The sequence below is a fragment of the Buttiauxella sp. BIGb0471 genome (assembly GCF_024807715.1).
Taxonomy (GTDB): domain Bacteria; phylum Pseudomonadota; class Gammaproteobacteria; order Enterobacterales; family Enterobacteriaceae; genus Buttiauxella; species Buttiauxella agrestis.
In genome coordinates this window covers 53,391-78,222 of record NZ_JANUEU010000002.1, presented here as the reverse complement: position 1 = coordinate 78,222, position 24,832 = coordinate 53,391, and the positions used below count along the sequence as shown (strand labels likewise).

Below are 24,832 nucleotides of genomic sequence, written 5' to 3'. Positions count from 1 at the left end.
GTTACTTAGTCGGCGTAACGGAGGCGAGTTGGTACCCTTCAGCCTGCTGGCTAAAGGTGAAATCAACCGTGTCACCTGCTTTCACCGTCGGCAATGAACCCGCGTCAGGCAGGCTGAAGGTCATCGTCATTGCGGGCCAGTTAAGAGCAGCGATAGGTTTGTGGGCGATAGAAATAGAATCGGCGGTCACTTTCTTTATCACACCGTGACCGTGATAAATTTCGGCGGCCCCAGGCTGAGTCATCGACATCTCATGAGACATCTCATGGGAATCGGCATGAGCCACGGTAAAGAAAGCAAAAACGGACAGCGCAGCGGCTGCAAGGGAGCGTGCAAAAATAGCAGACATAAAAAATCTCCAGAACCAAAGTCAAAGGATGAAATCCGTAAGGGATGAACCAAGACAGTGCTGGAGTTATTCTCTAAAACGACAAAACCGTATTGTGGCGGGAGGGCCGGTTGCAGGTGGGGTTAATAGCGCAACGGAAGTGACCACTTCCTGACATTCAGGGATGACTAAGGCCAGAGTGTCAGTGACAGGCAATGCGGCCAACGAACTATAGCCATTATCTTTTTGCATCACGTCCGGAATACAGTGCTTATCACACAGTGTTCCTTTTGCTTTCACCCTATCCCACTGGTTTTTCATCAGCACATGTTCGCTATGCTGAACAGAAAGTGAGGACGCGCTAATTTCTACCGGGCAGTCGTGCGATGCCACCGCGACCTGGCTGTTGACAAACAGCCAGCCAAACGCCAACAGCAGCATCAAAAGATGCTTCCTGAAAAAGCGTAAACGGCTTGTCGACCAGAAAGTGGATTGCAAGGTATTGCCCCTGAAATATGCGAGGCGGCAGTATAAGCATCAGAGCTTTTTAATTTAAAGGGATTTTTAGTTGTTTTACATTTAGCTAAATAATTAACAATTACGTAATATAATCTTAATTAAACACCCTCCAAATGATTATTAACAAAGCAATAAGCGATATAAATATATACCGCTAATCAATAAGTAAATGTCATAATTGCAATGCTGTCGACAAAAGTGTCATGACGGCAGTACGAAGCTGACTAAATTTGATGCTCATCAGAAATCTGCACCAATGATTCAGGCAGATTGGCACCGTTTTCGCTGACGACTGCAAAGCGTCTTATTATTTTATTTTCTGGCATGGCGTTGCGTTGAGATACCTGAACGCAACAGGGGGCTTTAATGCTGACAACTATTGAATTACTTATTGGGGTTGTGGTTATTGTTGGTGTAGCTCGCTACATCATCAAAGGCTACTCCGCTACCGGCGTATTATTCGTCGGCGGCTTAACGTTACTGATTATTAGTGCCTTGATGGGCCACAAAGTTTTACCTGCCAGCGCTGAAAGCACCGGCTATACCGCAACTGACATCGTCGAATATGTCAAAATCCTGCTGATGAGCCGCGGTGGCGATCTCGGCATGATGATCATGATGCTTTGCGGTTTCGCATCATACATGACGCATATCGGCGCTAACGATATGGTGGTTAAGCTTGCCTCTAAACCACTGAAGTTAATTAACTCACCGTACATTCTGATGATTGCCGCCTATTTTGTGGCGTGTCTGATGTCACTGGCAGTTTCCTCAGCGACTGGCCTGGGCGTGTTGTTGATGGCGACCCTGTTCCCGGTCATGGTGAACGTGGGTATTAGTCGTGGTGCGGCGGCTGCAATTTGCGCCTCCCCTGCTGCAATCATCCTCTCCCCGACTTCAGGCGACGTGGTATTAGCCGCAAAAGCTGCGGAAATGTCATTGGTTGATTTTGCCTTTAAAACCACCGTGCCAATTTCTATCGCTGCCATTATTGCCATGGCGATTGCCCACTTCTTCTGGCAACGCTACCTGGATAAAAAAGAAAACGTCAGCCATGAAATGCTCGATGTCAGCGAAATCCAGACTACCGCACCCTCTTTCTATGCCATTCTGCCGTTTACGCCAATTATTGGCGTGCTGATTTTCGACGGTAAATGGGGCCCACAGCTGCATATCATCGCCATTTTGGTTATCTGTATTCTGATTGCTGCGGTCATTGAGTTCTTCCGCAGTTTCAAAGCACAAACCGTCTTCTCCGGTCTGGAAGTCTGCTACCGCGGCATGGCTGATGCCTTTGCCAACGTGGTCATGCTGTTGGTTGCCGCAGGCGTATTCGCACAAGGTCTGAGCACCATTGGCTTTATCCAGAGCCTGATTTCCATCGCGACGTCGTTCGGTTCCGCAAGCATCATTCTGATGCTGGTGCTGGTCGTGCTGACCATGCTGGCTGCAATGACCACCGGTTCCGGTAACGCGCCGTTCTATGCCTTTGTTGAGATGATCCCGAAACTGGCTCATTCCTCCGGCATTAACCCGGCGTATCTGGCGATTCCCATGCTGCAAGCCTCAAACCTTGGCCGTACCATCTCTCCGGTATCGGGTGTGGTCGTCGCAGTGGCAGGTATGGCAAAAATCTCACCGTTTGAAGTCGTGAAACGCACGTCAGTGCCGGTTGCTGTCGGGCTGATTGTGGTGATTATTGCCACCGAAATCCTGGTACCAGCTGCCGCCATTATTAGCGGTTAAACCCGTTCGCATACCCGCTCACAGCGATCTATAAGTTCGCTGTGGGCGTCCTACTTTTCCATAAACAATCTCCGCCATAATCTGCTGTCGCCCTGCGGCAAACTCAAGATAACGCCTCGCCGTAGTACGACTCAGTTTCAACTCCTGCGCCACGGTTTCTGCGGTATGCCGCGCATCCGGGTCAGCAAATAACAGCTGCACTTTGGCCAGAGTTAAGGCATCAATACCCGCGGGCAATTCCTCTTTGCGCTCGCCACGCGCATAAGCATTAAACATGTCGTCAATCTGACGTTGGCTGGCGCTGTCGTGACTGACGAGCAATTGCATCCGCTGCTGATAACGTTCGAGCGTTTGGCTCAGGCGCTCATAAGCAATCGGCTTCACAAGATAGTCAAAGACACCCCCACGCACCGCCTCCGCGACAGTTTCCATATCGCTTGCGGCCGTGGTAAACACCACGCCACCAGCAAAACGCGCCTGGGTCAGCTCGTGCAAAAGCGTGATGCCTTTGCCATCGGGTAAATAATTATCCAGCAGAATCAGTGCAGGTTTAAAACGCTCAATCATCATTCGTGCCTGCGCTAAATTCCCCGCCAGCCACACCTGCCCACAACCGTGGAATCGACGAATAAACTCGGCATGCATTTCTGCCAGCGGAGTTTCATCTTCAACAATCAGAATCGTTAGAGCTTGAGCCATAAATGATCTTCACTTTCGGAATAAAAACAGTAAATAAAGAGCCGGACGGTTCATTATCTTCAATCGTAATAATACCGCCGCACCGCTCCACATAGCTGGCAATAAGATACAGCCCGATGCCGTGTTCTCCGGGCGCATCACTTTTGGTGCTGACGCCCTGGTCAAAAATCACTTCGCGCAAAGCGTCAGGCACCCCGCAACCGCTATCGGCCACCTCAATAATCACTTCATTGCCTTCATCACTTAACCAAAGCTCAACGCTCTTATCACTCTCGGGATAATTCAGGCAGGCTTCAAAAGCGTTATCCAGCAGATTACCCACTACGGCGGCAAACTCGGTGCTGTCCAGCCCTTCCGGCAAATGGCGAAGCTGGCTGCCTGGGGTAATGTTGAGGATCAGTCCCAACTCCCTGGCACGCTGCCACTTACCGAACAGCAGCCCCGCGACCTGTCGGTCATCAAAGGAACCGCGCAGGAAATCAATTAAATCCTGCTGTGCCTGCGACTCGCCTTTCACCATCGCCAGCACCTGGTCGTACTCTTTCATTTGCAGCAGACCACTGAGCGTAGACATCCAGTTAAGGTGTTCGTGCCTTAGGGCGCGCAAGCTATCAACGTACTGTTTAACCTGCGTCAATTGCGCATTGAGCGCGCTGATTTCATCTTTACTACGAAAGCTGATAATCGCGCCTAACAGTTCATCGCCAGACCAAATCACCCCACGATTGGCAATCACGTTCAAACCGTTAAAAGTACACAGCACATCCTGCCGTTCTTGTTCGATGTGTTCGGTGAAAAAAGCGGCGGGATTCACGATGTCAGCGATAGGTTTACCCAGCCACTGTCGCCCCGGAGAGCTAAGGCCAAGCATTTTGCGGGCATTGCGGTTAATTGCCGTGATAAGCCCTTTGGGGTCAACAGCAATCAGCCCTTCGAATACCGAGCCAAAAAGCGCCTCCTGCTGGCGGACGACGCGGGCAATTTGCTGCGGTTCCATGCCCAACATCTGGCGACGAATATGGGCGGCAAAAAACCACGACAGCAGCAGCAAAATAACCAGAATCAGCACAAACACTCCCGCCAGCGGCAATAAAAAGTCGAGTCGCCAGCTATCTATTTTGCTGACCAGATACCCCAGCGACACCACCCCGATGACTTTCCCCTGCTCGTCAAAAATTGGCGTTTTGGCGCGCATCGCCAGGCCAATCGAGCCTTTGCCGGTAATAAAGTAGCTTTCACCCTTTTCCAGCGCGCCGGGTTTTGTCCACTGCATCGGCCGGCCGATTTGTTGAGGATTGGGATGATAAAGCCGGATGGAGTTGCGGTCGCCAATGACCACATAATCGAAATCAGAACCCGTTGCCATCTTGCCGACAATTTCGGACAGACGCTGACTGTCTCTGTTTTTTACCGCCTCAACCAGGCTGTCATTAGACGCAATAATTTTCGCCTGATGCATCGCCATATCACGCACATGGTTGGTCAGATAATCTTCAAAACTGGCTGATAAATATTGGCCAAGTGCCGCCATCAACAGGAGGGAAATCAGGAGGAGTAATAAAAAAATGCGTAGCGGAAAGGCAATACGACGTAGAAATCGAAACTCTTTCGCGGGGATTTTGCCAAACATTGCCATTCCCTTATTAGCACCTTAAATACCAGGCGAATGTAATCAATTTGTTTTCAAACGTGCCCATCAAAACGGCTCGAATCGTTACAGATTCCGTACATTAAATCAATTAAACAAATAAAAACCGCCACTCAACTCACACTGAAAATAATTAAGAAAATAAAAACCATTAAGTCTATTTAAACCACTTAACCCTTTGTGAAATATATCAAAATTAAAAAATCATTTTCTCCGTACGATCGTTAAATTCGCGCAACAGCCTTAACAATGTAGCGATGGGAATGATTGAAAACAAAATGTTATTCATTTGCGACAATCGGCAACACATTTATTTCAACAAGTTTCCACCCACGCAATTATTCGCGTGGCAAAAGGATTTTCATGTTCAGTAATACCGTATTAGCCCGGGTTAAACGCGCAGAAAATAAAAAGATGGCTGAGATTACGCGTTTTCTCCGTGCCAACTCGCTGAGCATCGATACCACGGTAGAAATCTTTATTACCCTAACCCGTGATGAACAGCTTATTGCCTGCGGGGGAATTGCCGGAAATATCATTAAGTGTGTCGCCATCAGTGAATCTGCCCGCGGTGAAGGTTTAGCCCTGACGCTCGCCACTGAATTAATCAATTTAGCCTTTGAGCGACAAAGCACCCATCTTTTTATCTACACCAAAAGTCACAACGAAGCGCTGTTTAAACAGTGCGGCTTTTATACTCTCGCCAGCGTGCCTGGCGTAATGGTGCTGATGGAAAATAGCGCCACGCGCCTGCAACGTTACGCCAGTTACCTCACCACACTGCGCCATGACGGCAATAAAATCGGCTGCATCGTGATGAACGCCAACCCGTTCACTCTCGGCCACCGCTATCTGATTCAAAAAGCGGCCGCACAATGCGACTGGCTGCATGTGTTTATGGTGAAAGAAGACACCTCGCGCTTCCCTTACGAAGACCGCCTCGCTCTGGTGCGAGCTGGCACCGCCGACATCGCCAAAATCACCGTTCATCGTGGCTCGGAGTACATGATTTCTCGCGCCACTTTCCCCTGCTACTTCATCAAAGAGCAGAGCGTGATTAACCACTGTTACACCGAAATCGACTTACAGATTTTCCGCCAACACCTCGCTCCCGCACTTGGTATCACGCACCGATTTGTTGGCACCGAACCCTTCTGTAAAGTCACCGCCGGATACAACGCCGATATGTACCAACGCCTGGCCTCGCCAGCCGATAGCTCCCCGCCCATTGAACTGGTGGAAATTGAACGCCTGCGCTATCGCGGGGTATCCATTTCCGCCTCCCTCGTGCGGCAATTGCTGGTGAAAAAAGATTTCGCAGCCATTGAGCACCTCGTCCCGGAAGCGACCCGAGAATATTTGCAAAACCTGCTTGCCACGCGATCAGAAAGCACCGCTGACAGGCAACCGGAACCCGCATTACAAACAGGTGAAAAATGAAAATTACCCGCCCCGCCGTCGCCGGCACGCTTGAATCGGGAGATGTGATGATTCGCATTATCCCGCTCGATACCCAGGAAATTGACCTGCAAATCAACAGCAGCGTTGAAAAGCAGTTTGGCGCCGCGATCCGCGCCACGCTGATGGAAACTCTCACGCGCTATGACGTGCGTGGCATTCAACTGAACGTGGATGATAAAGGCGCGCTGGACTGCATTCTTCGCGCACGTCTTGAAACGTTACTGGTTCGTGCCAGCGACGTTGGTGCTCTGCCGTGGGAGGAATGCCAGTGATTGCCCCTATCGCCCAGCAGCGGAAAACCCGCACCCGCCGCAGCATGTTGTTCGTCCCCGGCGCAAATGCTGCCATGGTCAGCAACGCCTTTATCTACCGCGCCGACGCGCTGATGTTTGATCTCGAAGACTCGGTGATTTTGCGCGAGAAAGACGCGGCGCGCCGCCTCGTCTACCACGCCCTACAGCACCCGCTGTATCAGGAAATCGAAACCATCGTGCGCGTTAACGCGCTGGACTCTGAATACGGTCTGGCTGACCTGGAAGCGGTGGTGCGCGGTGGTGCCGATATTGTTCGTCTGCCGAAAACCGACTCTGCTCAGGATGTTATCGACATCGAAACTGAAATTGCGCGCATTGAAACCCAGTGCGGTCGCGAAGCCGGAAGCACGGGCCTGCTGGCGGCAATCGAATCCGCACAGGGCATTACGCAGGCGGTGGCCATTGCCCATTCCTCACCCCGGCTTATCGGTATTGCGTTAGGCGCAGAAGACTATGTGCGCAACCTGCGCACCGAACGTTCGCCGGAAGGCGTGGAACTGCTGTTCGCTCGCTGCTCAATCCTTCAGGCTGCGCGCGCGGCAGGGATTCAGGCGTTCGATACCGTCTATTCCGATGCCAATAACGAAGCCGGATTTTTACATGAAGCGGCCCACATCAAACAGTTGGGATTTGACGGCAAATCACTGATCAACCCGCGCCAGATTGAGCTACTGCACAACCTTTATGCCCCGACGCGCAAAGAGGTTGACCATGCACAACGCGTCGTGGAAGCCGCCGAAGCCTCCGCTCGCGAAGGGCGCGGCGTCGTTTCGCTCAACGGCAAAATGGTAGACAGCCCGGTAATCGAACGCGCACGTCTGGTACTCGCCCGGGCAGCGCTTTCTGGCCTTCGTGAAGAATAAGGAATCACAATGACTCACACTCAACGACAGGAACGCCTCAACGCCTGGCAACGCCGCAGCGAAAGCGATATCCAGGCTTTCCAGAACGCGTCCAAACTGAACCAGCAAACGCAAAAGCCACGCGACAAAAAACTGTGCGCCTCGCTTGATGAAGCCATTCGCCGTTCCGGGCTACACGACGGGATGACCATCTCCTTTCACCACGCGTTTCGCGGCGGCGATCTGACGCTAAACACCGTGATGGAAGCTATCGGCCGGATGGGCTTTAAAAATCTGACGCTGGCTTCCAGCTCATTAACCGATTGCCATGCGCCGCTGGTCGAGCATATCCGCAACAACGTCGTCAGCCGTATTTATACCTCCGGGCTACGAGGCGAGCTTGCTGAAGAGATCTCTCGCGGATTGTTGGCCGAACCGGTGCAAATCCACTCCCACGGTGGCCGTGTGCAACTGATCAAAAGCGGCGAGCTGAAAATTGACGTCGCATTTCTGGGTGTCCCTTCCTGCGATCCCTTCGGTAACGCCAACGGCTACACCGGCAAAGCCTGCTGCGGCTCGCTGGGTTACGCGAAAGTAGACGCAGAAAATGCCCGCCAGGTGGTTTTGCTGACCGAAACCCTGCAGCCCTACCCGCACAATCCCGCCAGCATCCCGCAGGATCATGTGGATTTGATCGTTCAGATCGACCGCGTCGGCGATGCCGACAAGATCGGCGCAGACGCCACCCGCATGACCTCCAATCCTCGCGAGTTGTTGATTGCCCGAAGTGCGGCCGATGTGGTGGTGAACTCCGGTTATTTCAAAGAAGGCTTTTCCCTGCAAACCGGCACCGGCGGCGCATCCCTTGCCGTCACCCGTTTTCTGGAAGACAAAATGCGCAGCCGTGGCATTCACGCGGCTTACGCGCTGGGGGGCATCACCTCCACGATGGTTGATCTGCATGAAAAAGGGTTAATCAAAAAGTTACTCGACGTGCAGAGCTTTGACCGCATCGCAGCCGAATCGCTGGCGCACAACCCGAACCATATCGAAATTAGCGCCAATCAGTATGCCAACTGGGGTTCGAAAGGCGCATCTGTAGACCGATTGGATGTCGTCGTGCTCAGCGCACTGGAAGTGGACACGCGTTTTAACGTCAACGTGCTGACCGGTTCGGACGGCGTGCTACGCGGCGCCTCAGGCGGCCACTGCGACACTGCCGTGGCCGCCGCGCTGTCAATTATCGTCGCGCCGCTGGTTCGCGGACGCATTCCTACGCTGGTAGATGAAGTGACAACCTGCGTCACGCCTGGCTCAAGCGTCGATATTCTGGTCACAGACCACGGTATCGCCGTCAACCCGGCGCGCCCGGAACTGGCGGAAACCCTCAAAGAAGCCGGGATGAAAGTCGTCTCCATCGAATGGTTACGTGAACGCGCCGGACTCCTCACCGGAAAACCGCAGCCGATTGAATTTACCGACCGCGTGATTGCGGTGGTGCGCTACCGCGACGGCTCGGTTATCGACGTCGTTCACCAGGTGAAGGAGTAAACGATGCCGCTGTATCTTACCTCTGCAACCCACGCCGTTGTTACGGTGCCGGAAATTATCGCCAGCCGTGATGCACGCCAGACCCGCCAACAGTCCTGGCTGGACCGCCATGGTGTAACGCTGGTTTCGTTTACCATCGTTGCGCCTGGGCCTGTAAAAGACACCGAACTGACGCGACGTATCTTTAATCATGGTCTCAGGGAATTACGCCGCCTGGCAGAGCTTTCCGGCTGGGAAATCAAAAAACAGACTTGCCTGTCTTTAGCCACCGGGCCGGAAGGATTACTGGCAATAGATGCGCCAGCCATGAGTGTGAAACTGGCTACCATCGGGCTTGAGCAGTCGCACCCACTGGGCAGGCTTTGGGATCTGGATGTGCTCACTACGCAGGGGATAATTCTTTCGCGTAGCGACTTTGACCAGCCACCACGCGATTGCCTGATTTGCCAGCGTGCTGCCAGCCTGTGTACCCGTGAGCAAACTCACTCGCTTTCTGAGCTGCACGCCCGCATGGAGGCACTGTTAGATGCTGCCGAAAACGCTGCCCACGCTTGATGCCGATATCGTGGCGGGCTGCTGTGACCTCGCATGGCGCGCGATGCTGACTGAAGTCAACCTCTCCCCAAAACCGGGCCTGGTCGACAGCTTTAACTGCGGAGCGCACAAAGACATGGCGCTTGAGGATTTTCATCGCAGCGCCGAAGCCATCCGCCACTGGTTGCCGCGTTTTATGGAATCAGGTGCCCGTCACGCCAACCGTCCAGCACATGAATCCCTCGCGGACCTGCGCGTGATTGGCATGGGCTGTGAAGCCGATATGTTCCGCGCAACGGCTGGCGTCAACACCCATAAAGGCACCATTTTTTCCCTGGGATTGCTGTGTGCCGCCATCGGGCGCTTGTATCAGCAGCGGCAAGTTATTTCGCCAGCTGCTGTCGGTAAAACCGTCGCTGATTATTGCCAGGGTTTAACCGGTCGCGAACTGCAAAACGGCAACATCCAACAAACCGCCGGGCAACGCCTTTACCGGCAGATGGGGCTAACAGGCGCACGCGGAGAAGCCGAGGCGGGCTATCCGCTGGTGCTCACACTCGCCCTTCCCCATTACCGCACACGCCTGGCGGCAGGAAGTGACCCCGAACTCGCGTTGCTCGACACTTTGCTGGTGCTGATGTCCGTCAACAACGACACCAACGTCGCCTCGCGCGGCGGAAGCGCTGGCCTTCAATGGTTGCAACAACACGCCCAAACACTGTTACGCCGGGGTGGTATTCGTCAACCCGCCGATCTGAGCCACCTGCATGAATTTAACCAGCAATGTATCGAACGCAATCTCAGCCCTGGCGGTAGCGCTGATCTGCTGATCGTCACCCATTTTTTAAGCGAACTAATGCCTTACACACTCAACACAAATTAATAAAAATCCTTACTGGAGAATCAGTTATGTCTGTTTCAAAAGATAAAATATGGAAGTTACTGGCCCCGCTAGTGGTGATGGCCGTGATGCTGCTTATTCCAGTGCCCGACGGCATGCCTCCGCAGGCGTGGCACTACTTTGCAATCTTTGTCGCCATGATTGTCGGCATGATTCTGGAGCCGATTCCAGCAACGGCAATCAGCTTTATCGCCGTGACAATCTGCGTTATCGGTAGCAATTACCTGCTGTTCGACGCTAAAGAACTGGCAGACCCTGCATTTGACGCCGGGAAACAGGCGCTGAAATGGGGGCTGGCGGGCTTCTCAAGCACCACGGTCTGGCTGGTATTCGGGGCGTTTATTTTCGCGCTGGGTTATGAAGTCACCGGGCTGGGTCGCCGTATCGCGCTGTTTATGGTGAAATTCATGGGCAAGCGGACGCTGACGCTCGGCTACGCGATTGTCATCATCGATGTGCTACTGGCACCGTTTACCCCGTCAAACACCGCACGAACCGGCGGCACCGTATTCCCGGTAATCAAAAACCTGCCGCCGCTGTTCCAGTCCTTCCCAAACGATCCTTCATCGCGCCGCATCGGGAGTTATCTGATGTGGATGATGGTGATCAGTACCAGTCTTAGCTCCTCGATGTTTATCACCGGGGCGGCACCTAACGTGCTGGGGCTGGAGTTCGTCAGCAAAATTGCCGGTATCCAGATAAGCTGGATGCAGTGGTTTTTAAGTTTCCTGCCCGTGGGAATCATCTTGCTGATCGTCGCCCCATGGCTTTCTTATGTGCTGTATAAACCAGAAGTGACGCACAGCGCGGAGGTGTCTGGCTGGGCCAGCGGCGCATTAAAAGAGATGGGCGCGTTAACACGCAAAGAGATGATTTTGATCTGTTTAGTGTTACTGAGCCTCGGGTTATGGGTGTTCGGCGGTGAAATCATTGATGCCACCGCGGTGGGTTTACTGGCGGTATCGCTGATGCTGGCGCTGCACGTCGTGCCGTGGAAAGACATCACCAAATATCACAGTGCCTGGAACACGCTGGTGAACCTCGCCACGCTGGTCGTTATGGCAAGCGGCCTGAGCCGATCCGGTTTCATCGACTGGTTTGCTAATACCATGAGCTCTCACCTTGAAGGATTCTCGCCTAACGCCACGGTGATCGTGCTGGTTCTGGTGTTCTACTTTGCGCACTATCTGTTCGCCAGCCTTTCGGCCCACACGGCTACTATGCTGCCGATGATCCTCGCCGTCGGTAAAGGTATTCCGGGCGTACCCATGGAGCACTTGTGCATCCTGCTGGTGCTGTCCATCGGTATAATGGGCTGCCTGACGCCTTATGCCACCGGCCCTGGCGTGATTATCTATGGCTGCGGCTATGTGAAATCCAAAGATTACTGGCGATTAGGTGCCATTTTTGGCGTGATCTATATCAGCCTGTTGTTGTGCGTCGGCTGGCCGATTCTGGCCCTCTGGAGCTAACGGTAAGTCATTCTGGAAACAAGCGTCTCTGTGAGGCGCTTTTTTTATGTTTAAATATGATGACTTCTGGAAGCCCGAGCGAGAAAACGCATGAAAATGACGTGGCAAAACACGCTAATTCTGACCTCTTTACTGACCACCAGCTCCCTGCTGCAAGCGCAGCCGCTGACCGCCAGGCAATATGGCGATTTTGATCGTTATGTCCTGGCGCTATCCTGGCAAACGGGCTTTTGCCAAAGCATGCATGAACGCAATCGCAATGAGCCTGCCGAGTGTAAAACTCAGCAGGAACAAAATGATAAACGTGCCTTTTTGACGGTGCATGGTCTGTGGCCTGGTTTGCCAAAATCAGTGGCAGCAAGAGGTGTAGATGAAAAGCGCTGGATGCGTTATGGCTGTTCAACACGCCCGGTTCCTAACATGGCCGAGGTTCGCGGCTCGCAAAAATGCCAGGCAGCTGTGCCTGCATTAACCCCAGATATCGCCAGCCAGCTCGCCGGAGTCATGCCGGGCGCAGGCGGCCAGTCGTGCCTGGATCGTTATGAATTTGCCAAACATGGCGTCTGTTTTGGCTTCAACCCTAATGCCTATTTCGGCACCATGGTGCGTCTGAATAGTGAATTTAAACAAAGCGCTTTTGGAAACTTTTTGGCTGAAAACTACGGCAAAATCGTGACGCGAAAAGCCTTCAATAAAGCGCTGGAAAAAAGCTGGGGAGACGATGCGGTAAAAGCGGTAAAACTGACCTGCAACGGGAATCCGGCTTACCTGACTGAAATGCAAATCTCTCTGGATGCAGCAAAAATTAACGGCCCTTTAAACGAAGATTCATTCGCTAAACAGAAAAACCCAGGCAACTGCGCGAAGCAATTCCGCCTGGATGCGGTGGGTTATTAATCACCAAAGCGGTGGATGACGCCTGCGGCTTATCCACCCTACGTAACTCATTGGTGCCTTTCGTAGGTCGGATAAGCGCCAGCGCTATCCGACATTCAAGAATGCCCAGCCTCCCACTCTTTTACCATTTCATCCGTCACCTCTTTTTTGTAGCAAATCGGAGAATAACCGCCCTCTTTGCTCCATGCGCTACGGCCTCCGCACTGGCGACCATTTCTCATGCTGTTGTAAGGGCAAGGGCAATTGCCGGGATAGCCTTCTATTGAAGCGTCGATAATTTGCTGTTTGATGTCGTCTTTGTTTTGGCTGGCATTGACGGAAGTCACCATGCCAAATGCCATAGCCACTGCCATGATCAAACCAAAAAATGCATTCCATTTCATGCAAGAAGATCCTTGAAAATAAGATTTTATGTTCGATTCCGGACAAAATCTTACTCCTCTATTTTTTCCCTAATTCCGATCAATCTCACAAAATCAACAACTTAACATTAAGTTTAGCGCCGATGAATAATGACGTAACGGTACCAACAAACACTGAACACAAAAAACAATCAGTTCACTATTAGTTCCGGGTTTGTAGTCATATGCTTTGTTTATCAAAAGTGGAGGTGACTATGAACACAACAAAACGTTTTTTAATGCAGTTAAAAACGCAGTTCGAACGCGAAGACCAGGCGCACAAATTGTTAGGTTTGATTTGGCTTTCACCACAGCAACGTTATGAAATTTTGAAAGAAATTATGTTGCCGGTCGCGGCGAAATGAAAATAACTGAACGGCGGGTAAAACTGATTTACCCGCCGTATGACGCTAGCCTTTCAGAAACTCCAGCAAATCCGCATTGACCCGGTCTTTCTCCGTGGTGCAAATACCGTGCGAACCGCCTTCATAAACCTTGAAGATAGAGTCTGGCAATGTCGCCGCTGTGACTTTGCCGCAGGTCTCAAACGGCACTATTTGATCGTCATCACCATGAATCACCAGCGTCGGGATGGTCATTTTCTTTAAATCTTCGCGCAGGTCGGTTTCAGAAAACGCTTTAATGCAGTCGTAAAGCGCTTTAATCCCGCCCTGCATGCCTTGTTCTACAAAACTCTCTCTGACCCCTTCCGAGATTTCTGCACCTGAACGGTTGTAACCATAAAACGGCAGCGTCAGCTCTTTGAAGAAATCTGCGCGGTTGGCACGCACGCCTTCGCGGATACCATCAAACACGTCAATGGGCACACCGTTGGGATTGAAATCGGTTTTCACCATAATCGGCGGAACGGCGCTGATCAAAACCGCTTTCGCCACGCGACTCGTACCGTGACGCCCAATGTAACGGGCAACTTCACCGCCGCCGGTTGAATGCCCGACATGAATCGCATCTTTCAAATTTAAGTGCGCCGTCAGTTCGGCCAGGTCGTCAGCATATTGATCCATATGATTACCGTCCCAGGTTTGCGATGAGCGACCATGCCCACGCCGGTCATGAGCGATGACCCGAAATCCTTTCTGCCCAAGGAAAAACATCTGATCTTCAAACGCATCCGCCGTTAATGGCCAGCCGTGACTGAATACTACCGGTTGCCCTTCTCCCCAATCCTTAAAATAAAGAGAACTGCCGTCCTTTAACTTGAGTTTGTCGAAATGGCTCATGATATCTCCTGTTCAGGTGATGGTCGTACGATGTGCCCAATTGAAAGGTGCATATACAGCGTAATTCAATTTTCTCACCAGGCAGGTTTATTTACGGTCAGCAATTGTTCTACTGCGGCTTGTGAGGGTTTATTTCGATAGTTTGACCTTGCTCCCAAAATGTTAATAAACATGAGGTGGTCCATTCCCGACAGCGTTATGTTACCGATATCATGTTACCGGTATCAGCAATCTGGTGAATTATGCTTAAAGCCTTTTTCACTTATAAAGTCGGCGCAGAGGAAAACATATGACCGAACTTACAGCCCATTACGGTGCAGGAACCCTGCTAGGGATCGCAGCCTGTGCAGTTCTACTCCTGCTTATTCTCATCATGCGCTTTAAGGTGCATGCATTCTTAGCATTAACACTGGTGAGCGTTGTCGTAGCCCTGGTCACTGGCGTGCCATTCGACAAAATTGTCCCGACTATTTTGGGCGGTTTTGGTAGCACACTGGCGGGCGTTGCACTGCTGGTTGGCCTCGGAGCAATGATTGGCCGTCTGCTGGAAATTTCCGGCGGCGCAAAAGTACTGGCTGACACGCTGGTCGGTAAATTTGGTTCGCACCGCGCTCCGTTGGCGCTCGGCGTGGCTTCATTGCTGTTTGGCTTCCCAATCTTCTTCGATGCGGGTCTGGTCGTCATGCTGCCGATTATCTTCAGTGTGGCAAAACAGTTTGGTGGTTCCACGCTTAAATATGCGCTGCCTGCTGCGGGTGCGTTTGCCGTCATGCACGCCTTGCTGCCACCGCATCCGGGTCCGGTTGCTGCCAGTGAATTACTGGGTGCAAACATCGGCCTGCTGGTGATTGTCGGTCTGGTGATCGCGCTCCCAACCTGGTATCTCGGTGCTTACCTGTTTGGCCTGTACGCGGGTAAAAAATTCGAAGTACCTTTGCCTTCTTCTTTCCTCGGAAGCGTGGAAGCCGATCCTAACCACCAGCCGCCAGCGTTTGGTACCGTTTTATCCATCCTGTTACTGCCACTGGTTCTGATCTTCCTCGATACCGGCCTGAACACCGCGACCGTGCTCGGTTGGGTCAGCGCCGATAACATTGTGGTTCAGTTCCTGCGAATGTTGGGTAAAACCCCTATCGCCTTGCTGATTACCGTGTTCTTCTCTCTGGCAGTATTTAGCGGCCGCCATAGCCGCCAGCATCTGGAAAAAGTGTGTGATGGCGCGCTTGGCCCAATCTGCGGCATCATTCTGGTGACCGGTGCGGGTGGTATGTTCGGCGGCGTTCTGCGTGCAAGCGGCATTGGCGATGCGCTGGCAGGTATTTTGTCTGATACCGGTATGCCGGTGATTGTTGCCGCGTTCGTTATCTCTACCGCTCTGCGTGTGGCGCAAGGTTCGGCAACGGTTGCGCTGACCACCACTGCGGCACTGATTTCCCCGATGGTCGCAGCAACTCCTGGCCTTAGCCAGTTCGACCTGTGCTTTATCGTGGTGGCGATTGCCGGCGGCGCAACCGTGTTGTCTCACGTGAACGACTCCGGTTTCTGGCTGGTCGGTCGTTTCCTTGAAATGGACGAGAAAACCACGCTGAAGACCTGGACCGTGATGGAAACGCTTATCGGGACTATCGCCTTCCTGTTCGCTTTGGTCGGCAGCATTATTCTGTAAACGGTAGTTTGTGACTGATGTCACTTTAAACTATGGGCTAAGCTCAGTATCATCACTACAGACCAAACCCTCACTCTTACCGGTGAGGGTTTTCTTTTGTAAGGTCCTCATCAGGCATATGACTGCCTGCTATTTACACGGAGAGAAACGAGAATTATGTCCAGACCAGCCATTATCATTAATGAACTCGATGCCGAGCGTATTGACCGTTTGCTGGAGCAGCCACAATTTGCCAACCAGCCGGTAGCAACCGTGCTGAATGCCGAACTGGACAGAGCGGAAATGCGTAAGCCTGAAGATATTCCGGCTGATGTTGTGACGATGAACAGCCGCGTGAAATTCCGCGATTTGTCCTCGAAAGAAGAGCATGTGCGCACCCTGGTTTACCCGGCAAACCTGACAGACAGCGATAACCAGCTTTCTGTGATGGCGCCTGTTGGAGCAGCGCTTTTGGGTTTACGTGCAGGTGCGACGATTAACTGGACGTTGCCAAACGGCAACCAGACACATCTCGAAGTGCTAGAGGTGCAGTACCAGCCAGAAGCGGCGGGTGAATATCACCGCTAATGATGTATCCCCCTTCGTGCTGGAGGGGGAAGCGTTATGCTGAATCGCGTTGTACCAACTCCCCGGAAATAATAATCTTCTGCGGCGGTAACGTCGGCTCTTTAATCTTGTTCACAATCAGCGTTGCGGCTTGTCTTCCCGCTTCTTCACTGGATGCCGAAACATAGGTAAACCGTGGCGAAGTAAGATTAATGTTCATCATGTCTTCAAAACCAATTAACGAAACCTGCTGCGTCAAAAACACATCTTTACCGACGGTTCGCCCAACCTGCGCAATCCCATTCAGGCAGCCAATAATGGCCGAGGGGGAATGGCAAAGCATGGCGGTGATTTTGCTGTTTTTCTCAAGCAACTGGCGCGTTAAACGGGCCGCTGCTTCCGTATCATTTTCACAAACTGGCGCCCACTCTTCACGGAACGGTAAATCGTACTGCGCCAGCGCGTTGCGATAACCGAGCAAGCGTTCCTCGCGCATGAGATTTGCCGCCGTACCGCCCAGATAAGCGATATTGCGGTGGCCGCGATCGAGCAGATAGCGCGTCGCCTGGTTCCCGGCCTGGCGATTGTCTCGCCCAATCACGTCGCGATGGCTGCTCACCGTGGACTCCGCGATAATCACCGTCGGCAACGGGCATTCAGAAATAAGTGACGGAATCGAGGCTAAACGGTGGTTGGCATCCAGGTAAATCACCCCAGCCACACCTTGTTGCGTGAACGACGTTAAGCATTGTTGTAGCTGTTGCGTGTCATCCTGCGGATGGCCGAGAAACACCATATACCCTTGTTTCTCAAGGTAATGAACCACACTCGCCATCACATTAACGCAGAAAGAATCGTTAAAATCGCGGATGATCAGGCCGATGAGATTGGAGGTGCTGGAACGCAGATTCGCCGCCGCCACGTTGTGGACGTAGCCAAGCTGTTTAATCGCAGCATTGACCTTTTCGATGGTCGCCTCGGAGATCTTCCCTTTTTGGCGCAGCACTAAAGAAACGGTGGAGACAGAAACTCCAGCTAGTTGTGCCACATCAATAATATTGACCTTTTTCATCCCGTTCCTTTGCACCAAATATCCTTGTTATCAATACCATAAAGCCGCCGATAAACATATCGGCGGCTTTAAGGATGACGGGGAAATTATTTGCCAATCATTGTGGACATCGTCTGTGCGATAAACTGCGCTCGTGCACCGAATATCACCTGAATCCCTGAATCACCGACAAACACCACGCCGCGCGCACCGAGACTATTCAGGCCGTCTTTGTCGACACGCTCGCTTTTTTCCACTTCCAGACGCAGACGCGTGATGCAAGAACCGACGGAGTTAATGTTCTCCGCGCCCCCCAGCAGGCCGATAATATCCCCCGCCAGTTCGGTGTCCGTTTTGTCATTCGCGTTAGCGGTAACATCCGCACGGCCCGGCGTTTTCACGTCGAAACGGCGAATCACGTAGCGGAATGTGAAGTAGTAAATCAACGCCATTGGGATACCGACAATCACAGCCGACAGGAAGTTAGTCTGATAACCGTTGAACGAAGGCAAAATACCAAAGGAAATGTAGTCAATCATCCCTGCGGAGAACGACTTGGCGATATGCGCATGCAGCAAATACATACACATATAAGACAGTCCGGCCATAATCGCGTTGAACACATACAGAATTGGCGCAACGAAGATAAAGGTAAATTCTACCGGTTCGGTGATGCCCGTCAGGAAACAGGTCAGCGCCGCAGAGAACAAAATACCGGAGGCAATTTTCTTATTTTTGGTGTTCGCTTCATGGTACATCGCCAGACATGCCGCCGGCAGCGCGAACAACATCAACGGGAACTCACCTTGCATGAATTTACCGGCGTTGTGGTAGCTATCGCTGCTAAAGGATTTCACACCCTCCTCCAACATTTTGAACCAGATTGTCTGATCGCCGTGAATGACCTGGCCTGCGTTTGTGGTGTATTCACCAAACGAATACCAGAATGACGGATACCAGATATGGTGCAAACCCAGCGGGATCAGCGCGCGTTCAACCAGCCCAAAGATAAACGTGGAAAGTGCCTGATTGTCTCCGTTGACAATTACCGACAGCGAATCAATCCCCGACTGAATGTATGACCAGACCCACGGCAGCGCCATACCCAGCAGGAACGACAGGAAAGCGGTCGCGATAGCCACAAAGCGCTTACCCGAGAAGAAGCCGAGGAATTCAGGCAACTGCATGGTGTGGAATTTGTTGTAGCACCACGCCGCCAGAATGCCGGAAATCAGGCCGCCAAATACCCCCATCTGCAGGGTCGGAATACCGACCACCATGGCGTATTTTCCACCCGCTGCCGCCATTTCCGACGTGATGTGTAAAACGGTGCCGATGGTAACGTTAATGATAAACACCGACACCGCCGCCGAAAGCGCAGCAATACCAGATTCCGCCGCCAGGCCGACCGCCGAACCAATGGCAAACAGCATCGGCAGGTTGTCGAAAATCACCCCGCCCGCGTTCATCATTAACGGTAAATGGAATTTATCGCCAAAGGCCAGCAACAGACCCGCAGCCGGTAGCAATGAGATAGGCAACATTAATGCGCGGCCTATCATCGACAACTTAGATAACGATTTTGTAATGCTGGATAACAAACTCATAGACAATCCCCCGGTGTTGACGCCGCTATCGCGTTTTCTGAATTTACGCGTTTTTATGCTAGGTAGAACGTTCTAGTAGAACGTTCTACCTATACTGGCGAAACGTTTTTTGTCCGGCAACTAAAATCTGAGTTGTAGCCATACTGTTATCGAATATTTGAAGTTGCGCAGGTTTTAACCTGCGCAACTGTGGGGATTTAGCGAAGATTTTTACGCAGAACGAAAATTAAAAATGCCATCAACAAACCCGGCAGCCAGACCCACTGAATTTCTGACCAGATGACGGCCTGCCCGCTCGGCTGGAGATAGCGTGAAAGCGCAAAAGGTGCGACACGAATTACCTGCCAGGGGGCAAAAAAGCGTTCATCTGACCACGGCCACAACCAGCCAACACCTTTGCCACCGGTCGTTACCGAGTCCAGCAAACTATGCGAGAGCAGCGAAACGGTCAGGAATAACCAGACCCGCACGATGCCCGCCCGGAACCAGCGATAACCGAATAAACACAGCAAAGGCACCACGAACGCAAACAATAATGAGTGAGTGAAACCTCGATGCCCAAACGCATTGCCATATGTCACGCCAAATTTGAACGCCAGTACGTCAGCATCAGGCAACATCGCCAGCACAATGCCGCCAAGCAACAAACGCGGTGGAATAATTTTTTTGCCAAGCCCCAATCCTAAACAAATGGGAACGGCTGCGTGAGTAATTATGGTTGGCATAAGTTGCGTAGGTTTATGAGTGAGAAATGCAGAATAGACCAGATTGGCCAAAAAGAAACGGCCCGTGAAGGGCCGGTTTCGGTGAGAAATTACGCTTGAACCGTAATGCTCAGACTTTCAAAAACCACCGTCTGACCTGCAACGATTTTGCAGCGTTTGCGGGTTTCAACAACACCGTCAACTTTCACCAGACCTTCGGCAATCACCGCTTTCGCCTGTGCGCCGCTTTCACACCAGCCTTCCAGCTTCAGCAAATCGCATAATTCAACGTGTGGGTGTTTACCTAATGAGAAGGTCGTCATATTACTCTCCATCGACATCATGATATTCCTCGCAAGCCTGCAAGGTATTCTGGATAAGAGTGGCGACGGTCATTGGGCCAACGCCACCCGGAACCGGCGTAATATACGAGGCTTTGACGGCGGCTTCATCATAATTTACGTCGCCAACCACTTTGCCGCTCTCCAGACGGTTAATACCAACGTCCACGACAATCGCCCCTTCCTTGATCCACTCACCCGGAATAAAGCCAGGCTTGCCAACCGCGACGATAACTAAATCGGCGTTCTCGACGTGTTGACGCAGGTTTTTGGTGAAGCGGTGCGTGACGGTTGTGGTGCAACCCGCCAGCAGCAGTTCCATACTCATCGGGCGACCTACAATGTTGGATGCGCCAATCACCACGGCGTTCAGGCCGTAAGTATCAATGCCGTAACGCTCAAGCAGCGTCACGATACCGCGCGGCGTACAAGGACGCAGACGCGGCGCACGCTGGCACAGGCGGCCTACGTTGTAGGGATGGAAACCATCCACGTCTTTATCCGGGTCAATACGCTCCAGCACTTTTACGTTGTCGATTCCTGCAGGCAACGGTAACTGCACCAGAATGCCGTCGATTTCGTTATCCGCGTTGAGCGTATCAATCAATTCAAGAAGTTCTGCTTCGGAAGTGGAATCCGGCAAATCGTAAGAGCGGGAAATAAAGCCCACTTCTTCACAAGCCTTACGTTTGCTGCCCACATAAATTTGCGATGCAGGGTTCTCGCCAACCAGTACAACAGCGAGTCCAGGAGCACGTTTTCCAGCGGCAATTCGGGCTTTTACTTTTTCAGCAACTTCAAGCCGTACCTGCTGCGCAATCGTTTTACCGTCAATAATCTTTGCTGCCATCAGTCAGAGGATTCCGTCTGTAATCAAAAAGGAGGGGGATTGTTTCTATTTTGTCAGAAGCCAGGCTCGCTGTCAGGCATTGTTAAGCCTTTATGCTCAAATGTCCGGCAGGTGATTGAAAAGCCATTGACTCAGAAGGTACTGACCGTATAATCCGAGTCCGCAATGCTTCCGAAAGGAATACAGTGCGCCCTTAGCTCAGTTGGATAGAGCAACGGCCTTCTAAGCCGTAGGTCACAGGTTCGAGCCCTGTAGGGCGTACCATTTAAAATCAATGAACTTCGCAAAACCCCTCACTAAAAACCACGCATCCAAATAGTTTATGTAACGGCTGGTGTAAGTAAATTTTCTCAACGCCCATCAACATTAGCGTGGCTTAGCCAGCATTCCCGGATAGTACTTAGCGATGATGTGATTCATCCTTTCAATCAATTCCAGGCGTTTAAACGTCAAAATGCCACGCTCAAAGGTACTAAGAACGGTGTGGTATCTCGTTTAAGTCCCCTGCTTTAAGTCGCGTCTTTATTCATCATTTTATTCCTGTTAAAGAGGACCATGTTCGGCGAATGAGAATATTTGCCTGCCGCCGCATTAAAGTACAGGGCGCGTTTCATGGGCATGCTGGTGTTTCTCCATATCAAATCTCCTTAATGCCTGGTTGATTTTTTTGTCTGTAGAATCGATAAAAAATGCTGATAACCATATGAAACATTTTAATAATGACCAAATGTGATGCAATTCGTAATGACCTTTATTTAGGGATGAGATATAACGTGCTTCGAAAAAAATTAACATTCTCATAACGTTGTTAAGGTTAAGCAAATGAAGCAAGTTGGCATTGTCGGTTGGCGAGGAATGGTAGGTTCTGTTTTGCTACAGCGCATGGTCGAAGAGAGCGACTTTGACGATATTTCTGCGCATTTTTTCAGCACTTCCAGTGCAGGTTCAGCCGGTCCTGTCATTGGTGGCGTCAGCTATACACTCAAAGATGCTAATTCCATTAGTGCGCTGGCCGAAATGGACATCATCATAACCTGTCAGGGCGGGGATTATACCAAAGCGATATATCCTGCTTTGATTAACCATGGCTGGAAAGGCTACTGGATTGATGCGGCCTCAGCGCTGCGGATGGATGAAAAAGCCTGCATTATTCTCGATCCCGTCAATCGCACAAATATTGACTGTGCAGTCAAAGATGGAATTAAACTTTTTGTCGGTGGCAACTGTTCGATAACGCTAAGTCTTATGGGGCTGGCCGGGCTAATAAAGGCTGATTTGATCGAATGGATGAGTGTGATGACCTATCAGTCGGCATCCGGTGCGGGTGCTAAATATGTTCGGGAATTAATCGCTCAAAGCGCTTATATAAGCCAACATTTGTCCTCCGATGAGCTGGCATCATCAGGTTCAGTGCTTCCTTTAGTCAATAAAGTCAGTGAGCTAATTAACAGTGCTGACATGCCAATTCAGAATTTCGGCGCGCCTTTAATGGGCAGCATCATTCCATGGATTGACAGCGATTTAGGGGATGGAAATAGTCGCGAAGAATGGAAAGGTGAGGCAGAAACGAACAAAATTCTTGGTCTTTCTCCCGGTACGATCCCGGTAAATGGTTTGTGTATACGGGTCGGCGTGATCCGGTGCCATAGTGCTGCAATAACCCTGAAGCTCAAACGTGAAGTCAGTGAAGCAGAATTTGCGGAGCTAGTGACGCATTCCCACCCCTGGGTTAACTATGTGCCAAATAACAAGGAAGAGAGTGTCAGTAAATTAACCCCTGCATTCATTAGCGGTTCTCTCCAGGTGGGTATCGGTCGCTACAAGAAAATGGCGCTCAACAATGAGCCAGTCTATTCAGTTCTGACTGTAGGCGATCAGCTATTGTGGGGAGCGGCGGAACCTTTGCGTCGCATGTTGAATATTCTTCTTGGCAGAGTTTGATTCATTTTATTTAGGCAAAAGCACCTGCTTACAGGTGCTTTTAACATTCAGCTCATGCGATTCAGGATGTTAATAAAAATAATGAACAGGATGACTTATGACGACTAAGCCCGCCGCTGAAATCTGTGCGACACCGGGTCTATTCCAGACGCTAAAAACTTTCCCTGCAACAGTCCATGCATTGCTCTTTTTTACGCTCATTATACGGTTTAGCTATTTTATGGCATGGCCGTTTATTGCGGTGATCATGACGCAGAATTACCACATGTCACCTATTGCCATTGGCGTGGCAATGACCAGCAGCGCGCTTTTCTCCGTCGTGCTCGGTATGTATGGCGGGCAGATTTCGGACAGGCTGGGACGACGGGTTATTCTTCTGCTGGGCTGTGGGTTTTCTGCTGTGGGATATATGACCCTGGCGCTGGCTACCGGGATGGGGTTGTTTATCACTGGCCTGATGATCATCGGCGTTTGCTTTGCCTGGGTTGATCCCCCGGTGCGTGCACTGATGAGTGATTTGCTTGGTGACCGTCGTCGTCGTGCACTTGCCCTTCAAATGCGCTACTACCTGATCAACGTCGCAGCGGTGTTTGGCCCGCTGGTGGGGATAGTCTTTGGCCTGACATCTCAGAAGGGGACGTTCCTGATAACCGGGCTGACCTATCTGCCTTTTTTCGTCTACGTGCTGCTGTTTATCCCTGCGGGTAAATTGCTGAGCGAGAAGCAAAGTGGCAGCGGTCCAGCGATTAAGCTGCATCAGGTGATGAGTATAATCGCCAGGGATAGAATCTACATTGCGGCTCTGCTGTGCAGCATTTTGTGCAGTGTGGTATTTATCCATTACGAAGCAGTATTGCCCCAGTACCTACTGCTACTGGACAGCAATGCGGCGGTTAAGCTCATTACCCTGATACTGGTCACTAATGCCTGCACGGTTTTGGTGTTTCAGACTTTTATCATGCGCTTTCTGGCCCAAATCAGCCTGCCAAAACGCATTCTTCTGGGGGGCGCAATTTTCGCATTCTCGCAGCTATGCTTTTTTGCCATACGCTCGACGGATATTTGGGTATGGCTGACGGTAACCGGCGTATTCAGTATGGGGGAAGCGATTCTGATGCCGAACCTGAACATTTTGCTCGATCAGTTGGCCCCGGCAGAGCATCGCGGAGCCTACCTTGGTGCATCAACGCTGTCGACGCTTGGGCTCGCTGTCGGGCCGTTAATCGGTGGTGTGATGCTGGCGATGACCGGGGCGGGGGTATTTATCGGCACTGCTTTGCTCAGCCTGCTGTTGTGCGTGATTATTTACGCCTGCAGGATCAACATGCTGGTACGACTGCAGGATTAATAATAAGGGGCAACGGGCGGCAGGGAGCAGGACTACGCTGCAACTTGCCGGTTCGCTGGGCTGCAATGATGGCGTAGAGACTCAGTGGGCTGAACCAGGAATGGACACCTAATGACTTTACCGGGGTGAATACCGGTATACAGACTGAGACAGCCCCGTGAAAACAGTGAGGGTGGCTGCCTTCATTGACTTTACTTCTGTGGCCCGTATCAGTACTTATTAAA

The 24,832-nt window shown here is 51.5% G+C and carries 25 protein-coding genes, 1 tRNA gene and 1 pseudogene; 15 read left to right on the top strand and 12 right to left on the bottom strand.

Features of this window, described 5'->3' with window-relative positions:
- Nucleotide 1 precedes the first annotated feature (1 nt).
- Complete coding sequence (locus M2371_RS06895; protein WP_172895240.1) at nt 2-349, bottom strand: copper-binding protein; 348 nt, start codon at nt 347-349, stop codon at nt 2-4.
- Between the two features lie 66 nt (nt 350-415).
- The gene (locus M2371_RS06890; protein ID WP_259267320.1) at nt 416-769 is read right to left on the bottom strand and encodes a hypothetical protein; all 354 of its coding nucleotides are present in this window, start codon (nt 767-769) and stop codon (nt 416-418) included.
- A 444-nt stretch (nt 770-1,213) separates the two neighbouring features.
- Here M2371_RS06890 and dcuC point away from each other — a divergent pair, with 444 nt between their 5' ends.
- A complete protein-coding gene (dcuC, locus tag M2371_RS06885; protein ID WP_172895241.1) occupies nt 1,214-2,593 on the top strand; it encodes an anaerobic C4-dicarboxylate transporter DcuC in 1,380 nt (459 codons plus the stop codon).
- 18 nt (nt 2,594-2,611) lie between these two features.
- Here dcuC and dpiA read toward each other — a convergent pair whose 3' ends face one another.
- Both dpiA and dpiB read right to left on the bottom strand, forming a co-directional pair.
- Nucleotides 2,612-3,292, bottom strand: coding sequence for a two-component response regulator DpiA (dpiA, locus tag M2371_RS06880; RefSeq protein ID WP_172895242.1), 681 nt, complete (start codon nt 3,290-3,292; stop codon nt 2,612-2,614).
- Complete coding sequence (dpiB, locus tag M2371_RS06875) at nt 3,261-4,922, bottom strand: sensor histidine kinase DpiB (RefSeq protein ID WP_259267319.1); 1,662 nt, start codon at nt 4,920-4,922, stop codon at nt 3,261-3,263. Before dpiB ends, dpiA begins: the two co-directional genes overlap by 32 nt.
- 381 nt (nt 4,923-5,303) lie before the next feature.
- Between dpiB and citC the strand changes: the two genes are divergently transcribed.
- The 8 genes from citC (at nt 5,304) to rna (ending at nt 12,912) form a co-directional block, all read left to right on the top strand.
- Nucleotides 5,304-6,380 (top strand): [citrate (pro-3S)-lyase] ligase, encoded by a 1,077-nt coding sequence (gene citC, locus M2371_RS06870; protein ID WP_259267318.1) that lies wholly within the window; start codon nt 5,304-5,306, stop codon nt 6,378-6,380.
- A complete protein-coding gene (citD, locus tag M2371_RS06865) occupies nt 6,377-6,673 on the top strand; it encodes a citrate lyase acyl carrier protein (RefSeq protein ID WP_259267317.1) in 297 nt (98 codons plus the stop codon). Before citC ends, citD begins: the two co-directional genes overlap by 4 nt.
- On the top strand, nt 6,670-7,578 hold the full coding sequence (citE, locus tag M2371_RS06860; RefSeq protein WP_156104858.1) for a citrate (pro-3S)-lyase subunit beta: 909 nt from the start codon (nt 6,670-6,672) through the stop codon (nt 7,576-7,578). Before citD ends, citE begins: the two co-directional genes overlap by 4 nt.
- A 9-nt stretch (nt 7,579-7,587) precedes the next feature.
- Complete coding sequence (gene citF / locus M2371_RS06855; RefSeq protein WP_259267316.1) at nt 7,588-9,108, top strand: citrate lyase subunit alpha; 1,521 nt, start codon at nt 7,588-7,590, stop codon at nt 9,106-9,108.
- Nucleotides 9,109-9,111: 3 nt separating this feature from the next.
- Nucleotides 9,112-9,663 carry a citrate lyase holo-[acyl-carrier protein] synthase gene (gene citX, locus M2371_RS06850; RefSeq protein WP_259267315.1) on the top strand — a complete coding sequence of 184 codons (552 nt, stop codon included), beginning with the start codon at nt 9,112-9,114 and terminating at the stop codon, nt 9,661-9,663.
- Nucleotides 9,635-10,525, top strand: coding sequence for a triphosphoribosyl-dephospho-CoA synthase CitG (gene citG / locus M2371_RS06845; protein ID WP_404979381.1), 891 nt, complete (start codon nt 9,635-9,637; stop codon nt 10,523-10,525). Before citX ends, citG begins: the two co-directional genes overlap by 29 nt.
- 26 nt (nt 10,526-10,551) lie before the next feature.
- Nucleotides 10,552-12,015 carry an anion permease gene (locus tag M2371_RS06840; RefSeq protein WP_172895249.1) on the top strand — a complete coding sequence of 488 codons (1,464 nt, stop codon included), beginning with the start codon at nt 10,552-10,554 and terminating at the stop codon, nt 12,013-12,015.
- Nucleotides 12,016-12,111: 96 nt separating this feature from the next.
- Complete coding sequence (gene rna / locus M2371_RS06835; protein ID WP_259267694.1) at nt 12,112-12,912, top strand: ribonuclease I; 801 nt, start codon at nt 12,112-12,114, stop codon at nt 12,910-12,912.
- A 95-nt stretch (nt 12,913-13,007) separates the two neighbouring features.
- Here rna and M2371_RS06830 read toward each other — a convergent pair whose 3' ends face one another.
- Nucleotides 13,008-13,253, bottom strand: a complete 246-nt coding sequence (locus M2371_RS06830) for a hypothetical protein (RefSeq protein WP_232062625.1) — start codon at nt 13,251-13,253, stop codon at nt 13,008-13,010.
- 275 nt (nt 13,254-13,528) lie between these two features.
- Here M2371_RS06830 and M2371_RS06825 point away from each other — a divergent pair, with 275 nt between their 5' ends.
- A complete protein-coding gene (locus M2371_RS06825; protein ID WP_167333330.1) occupies nt 13,529-13,678 on the top strand; it encodes a hypothetical protein in 150 nt (49 codons plus the stop codon).
- A 45-nt stretch (nt 13,679-13,723) separates the two neighbouring features.
- Here M2371_RS06825 and M2371_RS06820 read toward each other — a convergent pair whose 3' ends face one another.
- Complete coding sequence (locus M2371_RS06820) at nt 13,724-14,554, bottom strand: alpha/beta fold hydrolase (protein WP_034493942.1); 831 nt, start codon at nt 14,552-14,554, stop codon at nt 13,724-13,726.
- 289 nt (nt 14,555-14,843) lie between these two features.
- On the opposite strand from M2371_RS06820, the gene M2371_RS06815 reads away from it, so the two are divergent.
- Together M2371_RS06815 and rnk are read left to right on the top strand one after the other, a co-directional pair.
- The gene (locus M2371_RS06815) at nt 14,844-16,220 is read left to right on the top strand and encodes a GntP family permease (protein WP_172895251.1); all 1,377 of its coding nucleotides are present in this window, start codon (nt 14,844-14,846) and stop codon (nt 16,218-16,220) included.
- A gap of 156 nt (nt 16,221-16,376) precedes the next feature.
- Complete coding sequence (gene rnk, locus M2371_RS06810; RefSeq protein WP_034493939.1) at nt 16,377-16,787, top strand: nucleoside diphosphate kinase regulator; 411 nt, start codon at nt 16,377-16,379, stop codon at nt 16,785-16,787.
- A 34-nt stretch (nt 16,788-16,821) separates the two neighbouring features.
- Here rnk and malI read toward each other — a convergent pair whose 3' ends face one another.
- From malI to folD, 5 genes are all read right to left on the bottom strand, one after another.
- Nucleotides 16,822-17,838 carry a Mal regulon transcriptional regulator MalI gene (gene malI, locus M2371_RS06805; protein ID WP_259267314.1) on the bottom strand — a complete coding sequence of 339 codons (1,017 nt, stop codon included), beginning with the start codon at nt 17,836-17,838 and terminating at the stop codon, nt 16,822-16,824.
- 86 nt (nt 17,839-17,924) lie between these two features.
- Complete coding sequence (locus tag M2371_RS06800; RefSeq protein ID WP_259267313.1) at nt 17,925-19,424, bottom strand: PTS transporter subunit EIIC; 1,500 nt, start codon at nt 19,422-19,424, stop codon at nt 17,925-17,927.
- 197 nt (nt 19,425-19,621) lie between these two features.
- A complete protein-coding gene (locus M2371_RS06795) occupies nt 19,622-20,149 on the bottom strand; it encodes a metal-dependent hydrolase (protein ID WP_259267312.1) in 528 nt (175 codons plus the stop codon).
- Nucleotides 20,150-20,238: 89 nt separating this feature from the next.
- Nucleotides 20,239-20,451 carry a ribosome-associated protein YbcJ gene (ybcJ, locus tag M2371_RS06790; protein ID WP_034493931.1) on the bottom strand — a complete coding sequence of 71 codons (213 nt, stop codon included), beginning with the start codon at nt 20,449-20,451 and terminating at the stop codon, nt 20,239-20,241.
- 1 nt (nt 20,452) lies between these two features.
- Nucleotides 20,453-21,319, bottom strand: coding sequence for a bifunctional methylenetetrahydrofolate dehydrogenase/methenyltetrahydrofolate cyclohydrolase FolD (gene folD / locus M2371_RS06785; protein WP_034493929.1), 867 nt, complete (start codon nt 21,317-21,319; stop codon nt 20,453-20,455).
- Nucleotides 21,320-21,506: 187 nt separating this feature from the next.
- Between folD and M2371_RS06780 the strand changes: the two genes are divergently transcribed.
- Nucleotides 21,507-21,583: transfer RNA gene (locus tag M2371_RS06780), tRNA-Arg, on the top strand.
- Between the two features lie 102 nt (nt 21,584-21,685).
- On the opposite strand, the pseudogene M2371_RS06775 reads toward M2371_RS06780, so the two are convergent.
- Nucleotides 21,686-21,772: pseudogene (locus M2371_RS06775) on the bottom strand (restriction endonuclease subunit M); the annotation flags it as partial.
- A 369-nt stretch (nt 21,773-22,141) separates the two neighbouring features.
- Here M2371_RS06775 and asd point away from each other — a divergent pair.
- Together asd and M2371_RS06765 are read left to right on the top strand one after the other, a co-directional pair.
- A complete protein-coding gene (gene asd / locus M2371_RS06770) occupies nt 22,142-23,260 on the top strand; it encodes an aspartate-semialdehyde dehydrogenase (RefSeq protein WP_259267311.1) in 1,119 nt (372 codons plus the stop codon).
- 97 nt (nt 23,261-23,357) lie between these two features.
- A complete protein-coding gene (locus M2371_RS06765; protein ID WP_259267310.1) occupies nt 23,358-24,608 on the top strand; it encodes an MFS transporter in 1,251 nt (416 codons plus the stop codon).
- Nucleotides 24,609-24,832 lie beyond the last annotated feature (224 nt).

Bases quoted from the DNA above. Each gene is read 5' to 3' on its own strand.
- M2371_RS06895 (WP_172895240.1), bottom strand. From the start codon at position 349: ATGTCTGCTATTTTTGCACGCTCCCTTGCAGCCGCTGCGCTGTCCGTT.
- M2371_RS06890 (WP_259267320.1), bottom strand. From the start codon at position 769: ATGCTGCTGTTGGCGTTTGGCTGGCTGTTTGTCAACAGCCAGGTCGCG.
- dcuC (WP_172895241.1), top strand. From the start codon at position 1,214: ATGCTGACAACTATTGAATTACTTATTGGGGTTGTGGTTATTGTTGGT.
- dpiA (WP_172895242.1), bottom strand. From the start codon at position 3,292: ATGGCTCAAGCTCTAACGATTCTGATTGTTGAAGATGAAACTCCGCTG.
- dpiB (WP_259267319.1), bottom strand. From the start codon at position 4,922: ATGTTTGGCAAAATCCCCGCGAAAGAGTTTCGATTTCTACGTCGTATT.
- citC (WP_259267318.1), top strand. From the start codon at position 5,304: ATGTTCAGTAATACCGTATTAGCCCGGGTTAAACGCGCAGAAAATAAA.
- citD (WP_259267317.1), top strand. From the start codon at position 6,377: ATGAAAATTACCCGCCCCGCCGTCGCCGGCACGCTTGAATCGGGAGAT.
- citF (WP_259267316.1), top strand. From the start codon at position 7,588: ATGACTCACACTCAACGACAGGAACGCCTCAACGCCTGGCAACGCCGC.
- citX (WP_259267315.1), top strand. From the start codon at position 9,112: ATGCCGCTGTATCTTACCTCTGCAACCCACGCCGTTGTTACGGTGCCG.
- citG (WP_404979381.1), top strand. From the start codon at position 9,635: ATGCTGCCGAAAACGCTGCCCACGCTTGATGCCGATATCGTGGCGGGC.
- M2371_RS06840 (WP_172895249.1), top strand. From the start codon at position 10,552: ATGTCTGTTTCAAAAGATAAAATATGGAAGTTACTGGCCCCGCTAGTG.
- rna (WP_259267694.1), top strand. From the start codon at position 12,112: ATGACGTGGCAAAACACGCTAATTCTGACCTCTTTACTGACCACCAGC.
- M2371_RS06830 (WP_232062625.1), bottom strand. From the start codon at position 13,253: ATGGCATTTGGCATGGTGACTTCCGTCAATGCCAGCCAAAACAAAGAC.
- M2371_RS06825 (WP_167333330.1), top strand. From the start codon at position 13,529: ATGAACACAACAAAACGTTTTTTAATGCAGTTAAAAACGCAGTTCGAA.
- M2371_RS06820 (WP_034493942.1), bottom strand. From the start codon at position 14,554: ATGAGCCATTTCGACAAACTCAAGTTAAAGGACGGCAGTTCTCTTTAT.
- M2371_RS06815 (WP_172895251.1), top strand. From the start codon at position 14,844: ATGACCGAACTTACAGCCCATTACGGTGCAGGAACCCTGCTAGGGATC.
- rnk (WP_034493939.1), top strand. From the start codon at position 16,377: ATGTCCAGACCAGCCATTATCATTAATGAACTCGATGCCGAGCGTATT.
- malI (WP_259267314.1), bottom strand. From the start codon at position 17,838: ATGAAAAAGGTCAATATTATTGATGTGGCACAACTAGCTGGAGTTTCT.
- M2371_RS06800 (WP_259267313.1), bottom strand. From the start codon at position 19,424: ATGAGTTTGTTATCCAGCATTACAAAATCGTTATCTAAGTTGTCGATG.
- M2371_RS06795 (WP_259267312.1), bottom strand. From the start codon at position 20,149: ATGCCAACCATAATTACTCACGCAGCCGTTCCCATTTGTTTAGGATTG.
- ybcJ (WP_034493931.1), bottom strand. From the start codon at position 20,451: ATGACGACCTTCTCATTAGGTAAACACCCACACGTTGAATTATGCGAT.
- folD (WP_034493929.1), bottom strand. From the start codon at position 21,319: ATGGCAGCAAAGATTATTGACGGTAAAACGATTGCGCAGCAGGTACGG.
- asd (WP_259267311.1), top strand. From the start codon at position 22,142: ATGAAGCAAGTTGGCATTGTCGGTTGGCGAGGAATGGTAGGTTCTGTT.
- M2371_RS06765 (WP_259267310.1), top strand. From the start codon at position 23,358: ATGACGACTAAGCCCGCCGCTGAAATCTGTGCGACACCGGGTCTATTC.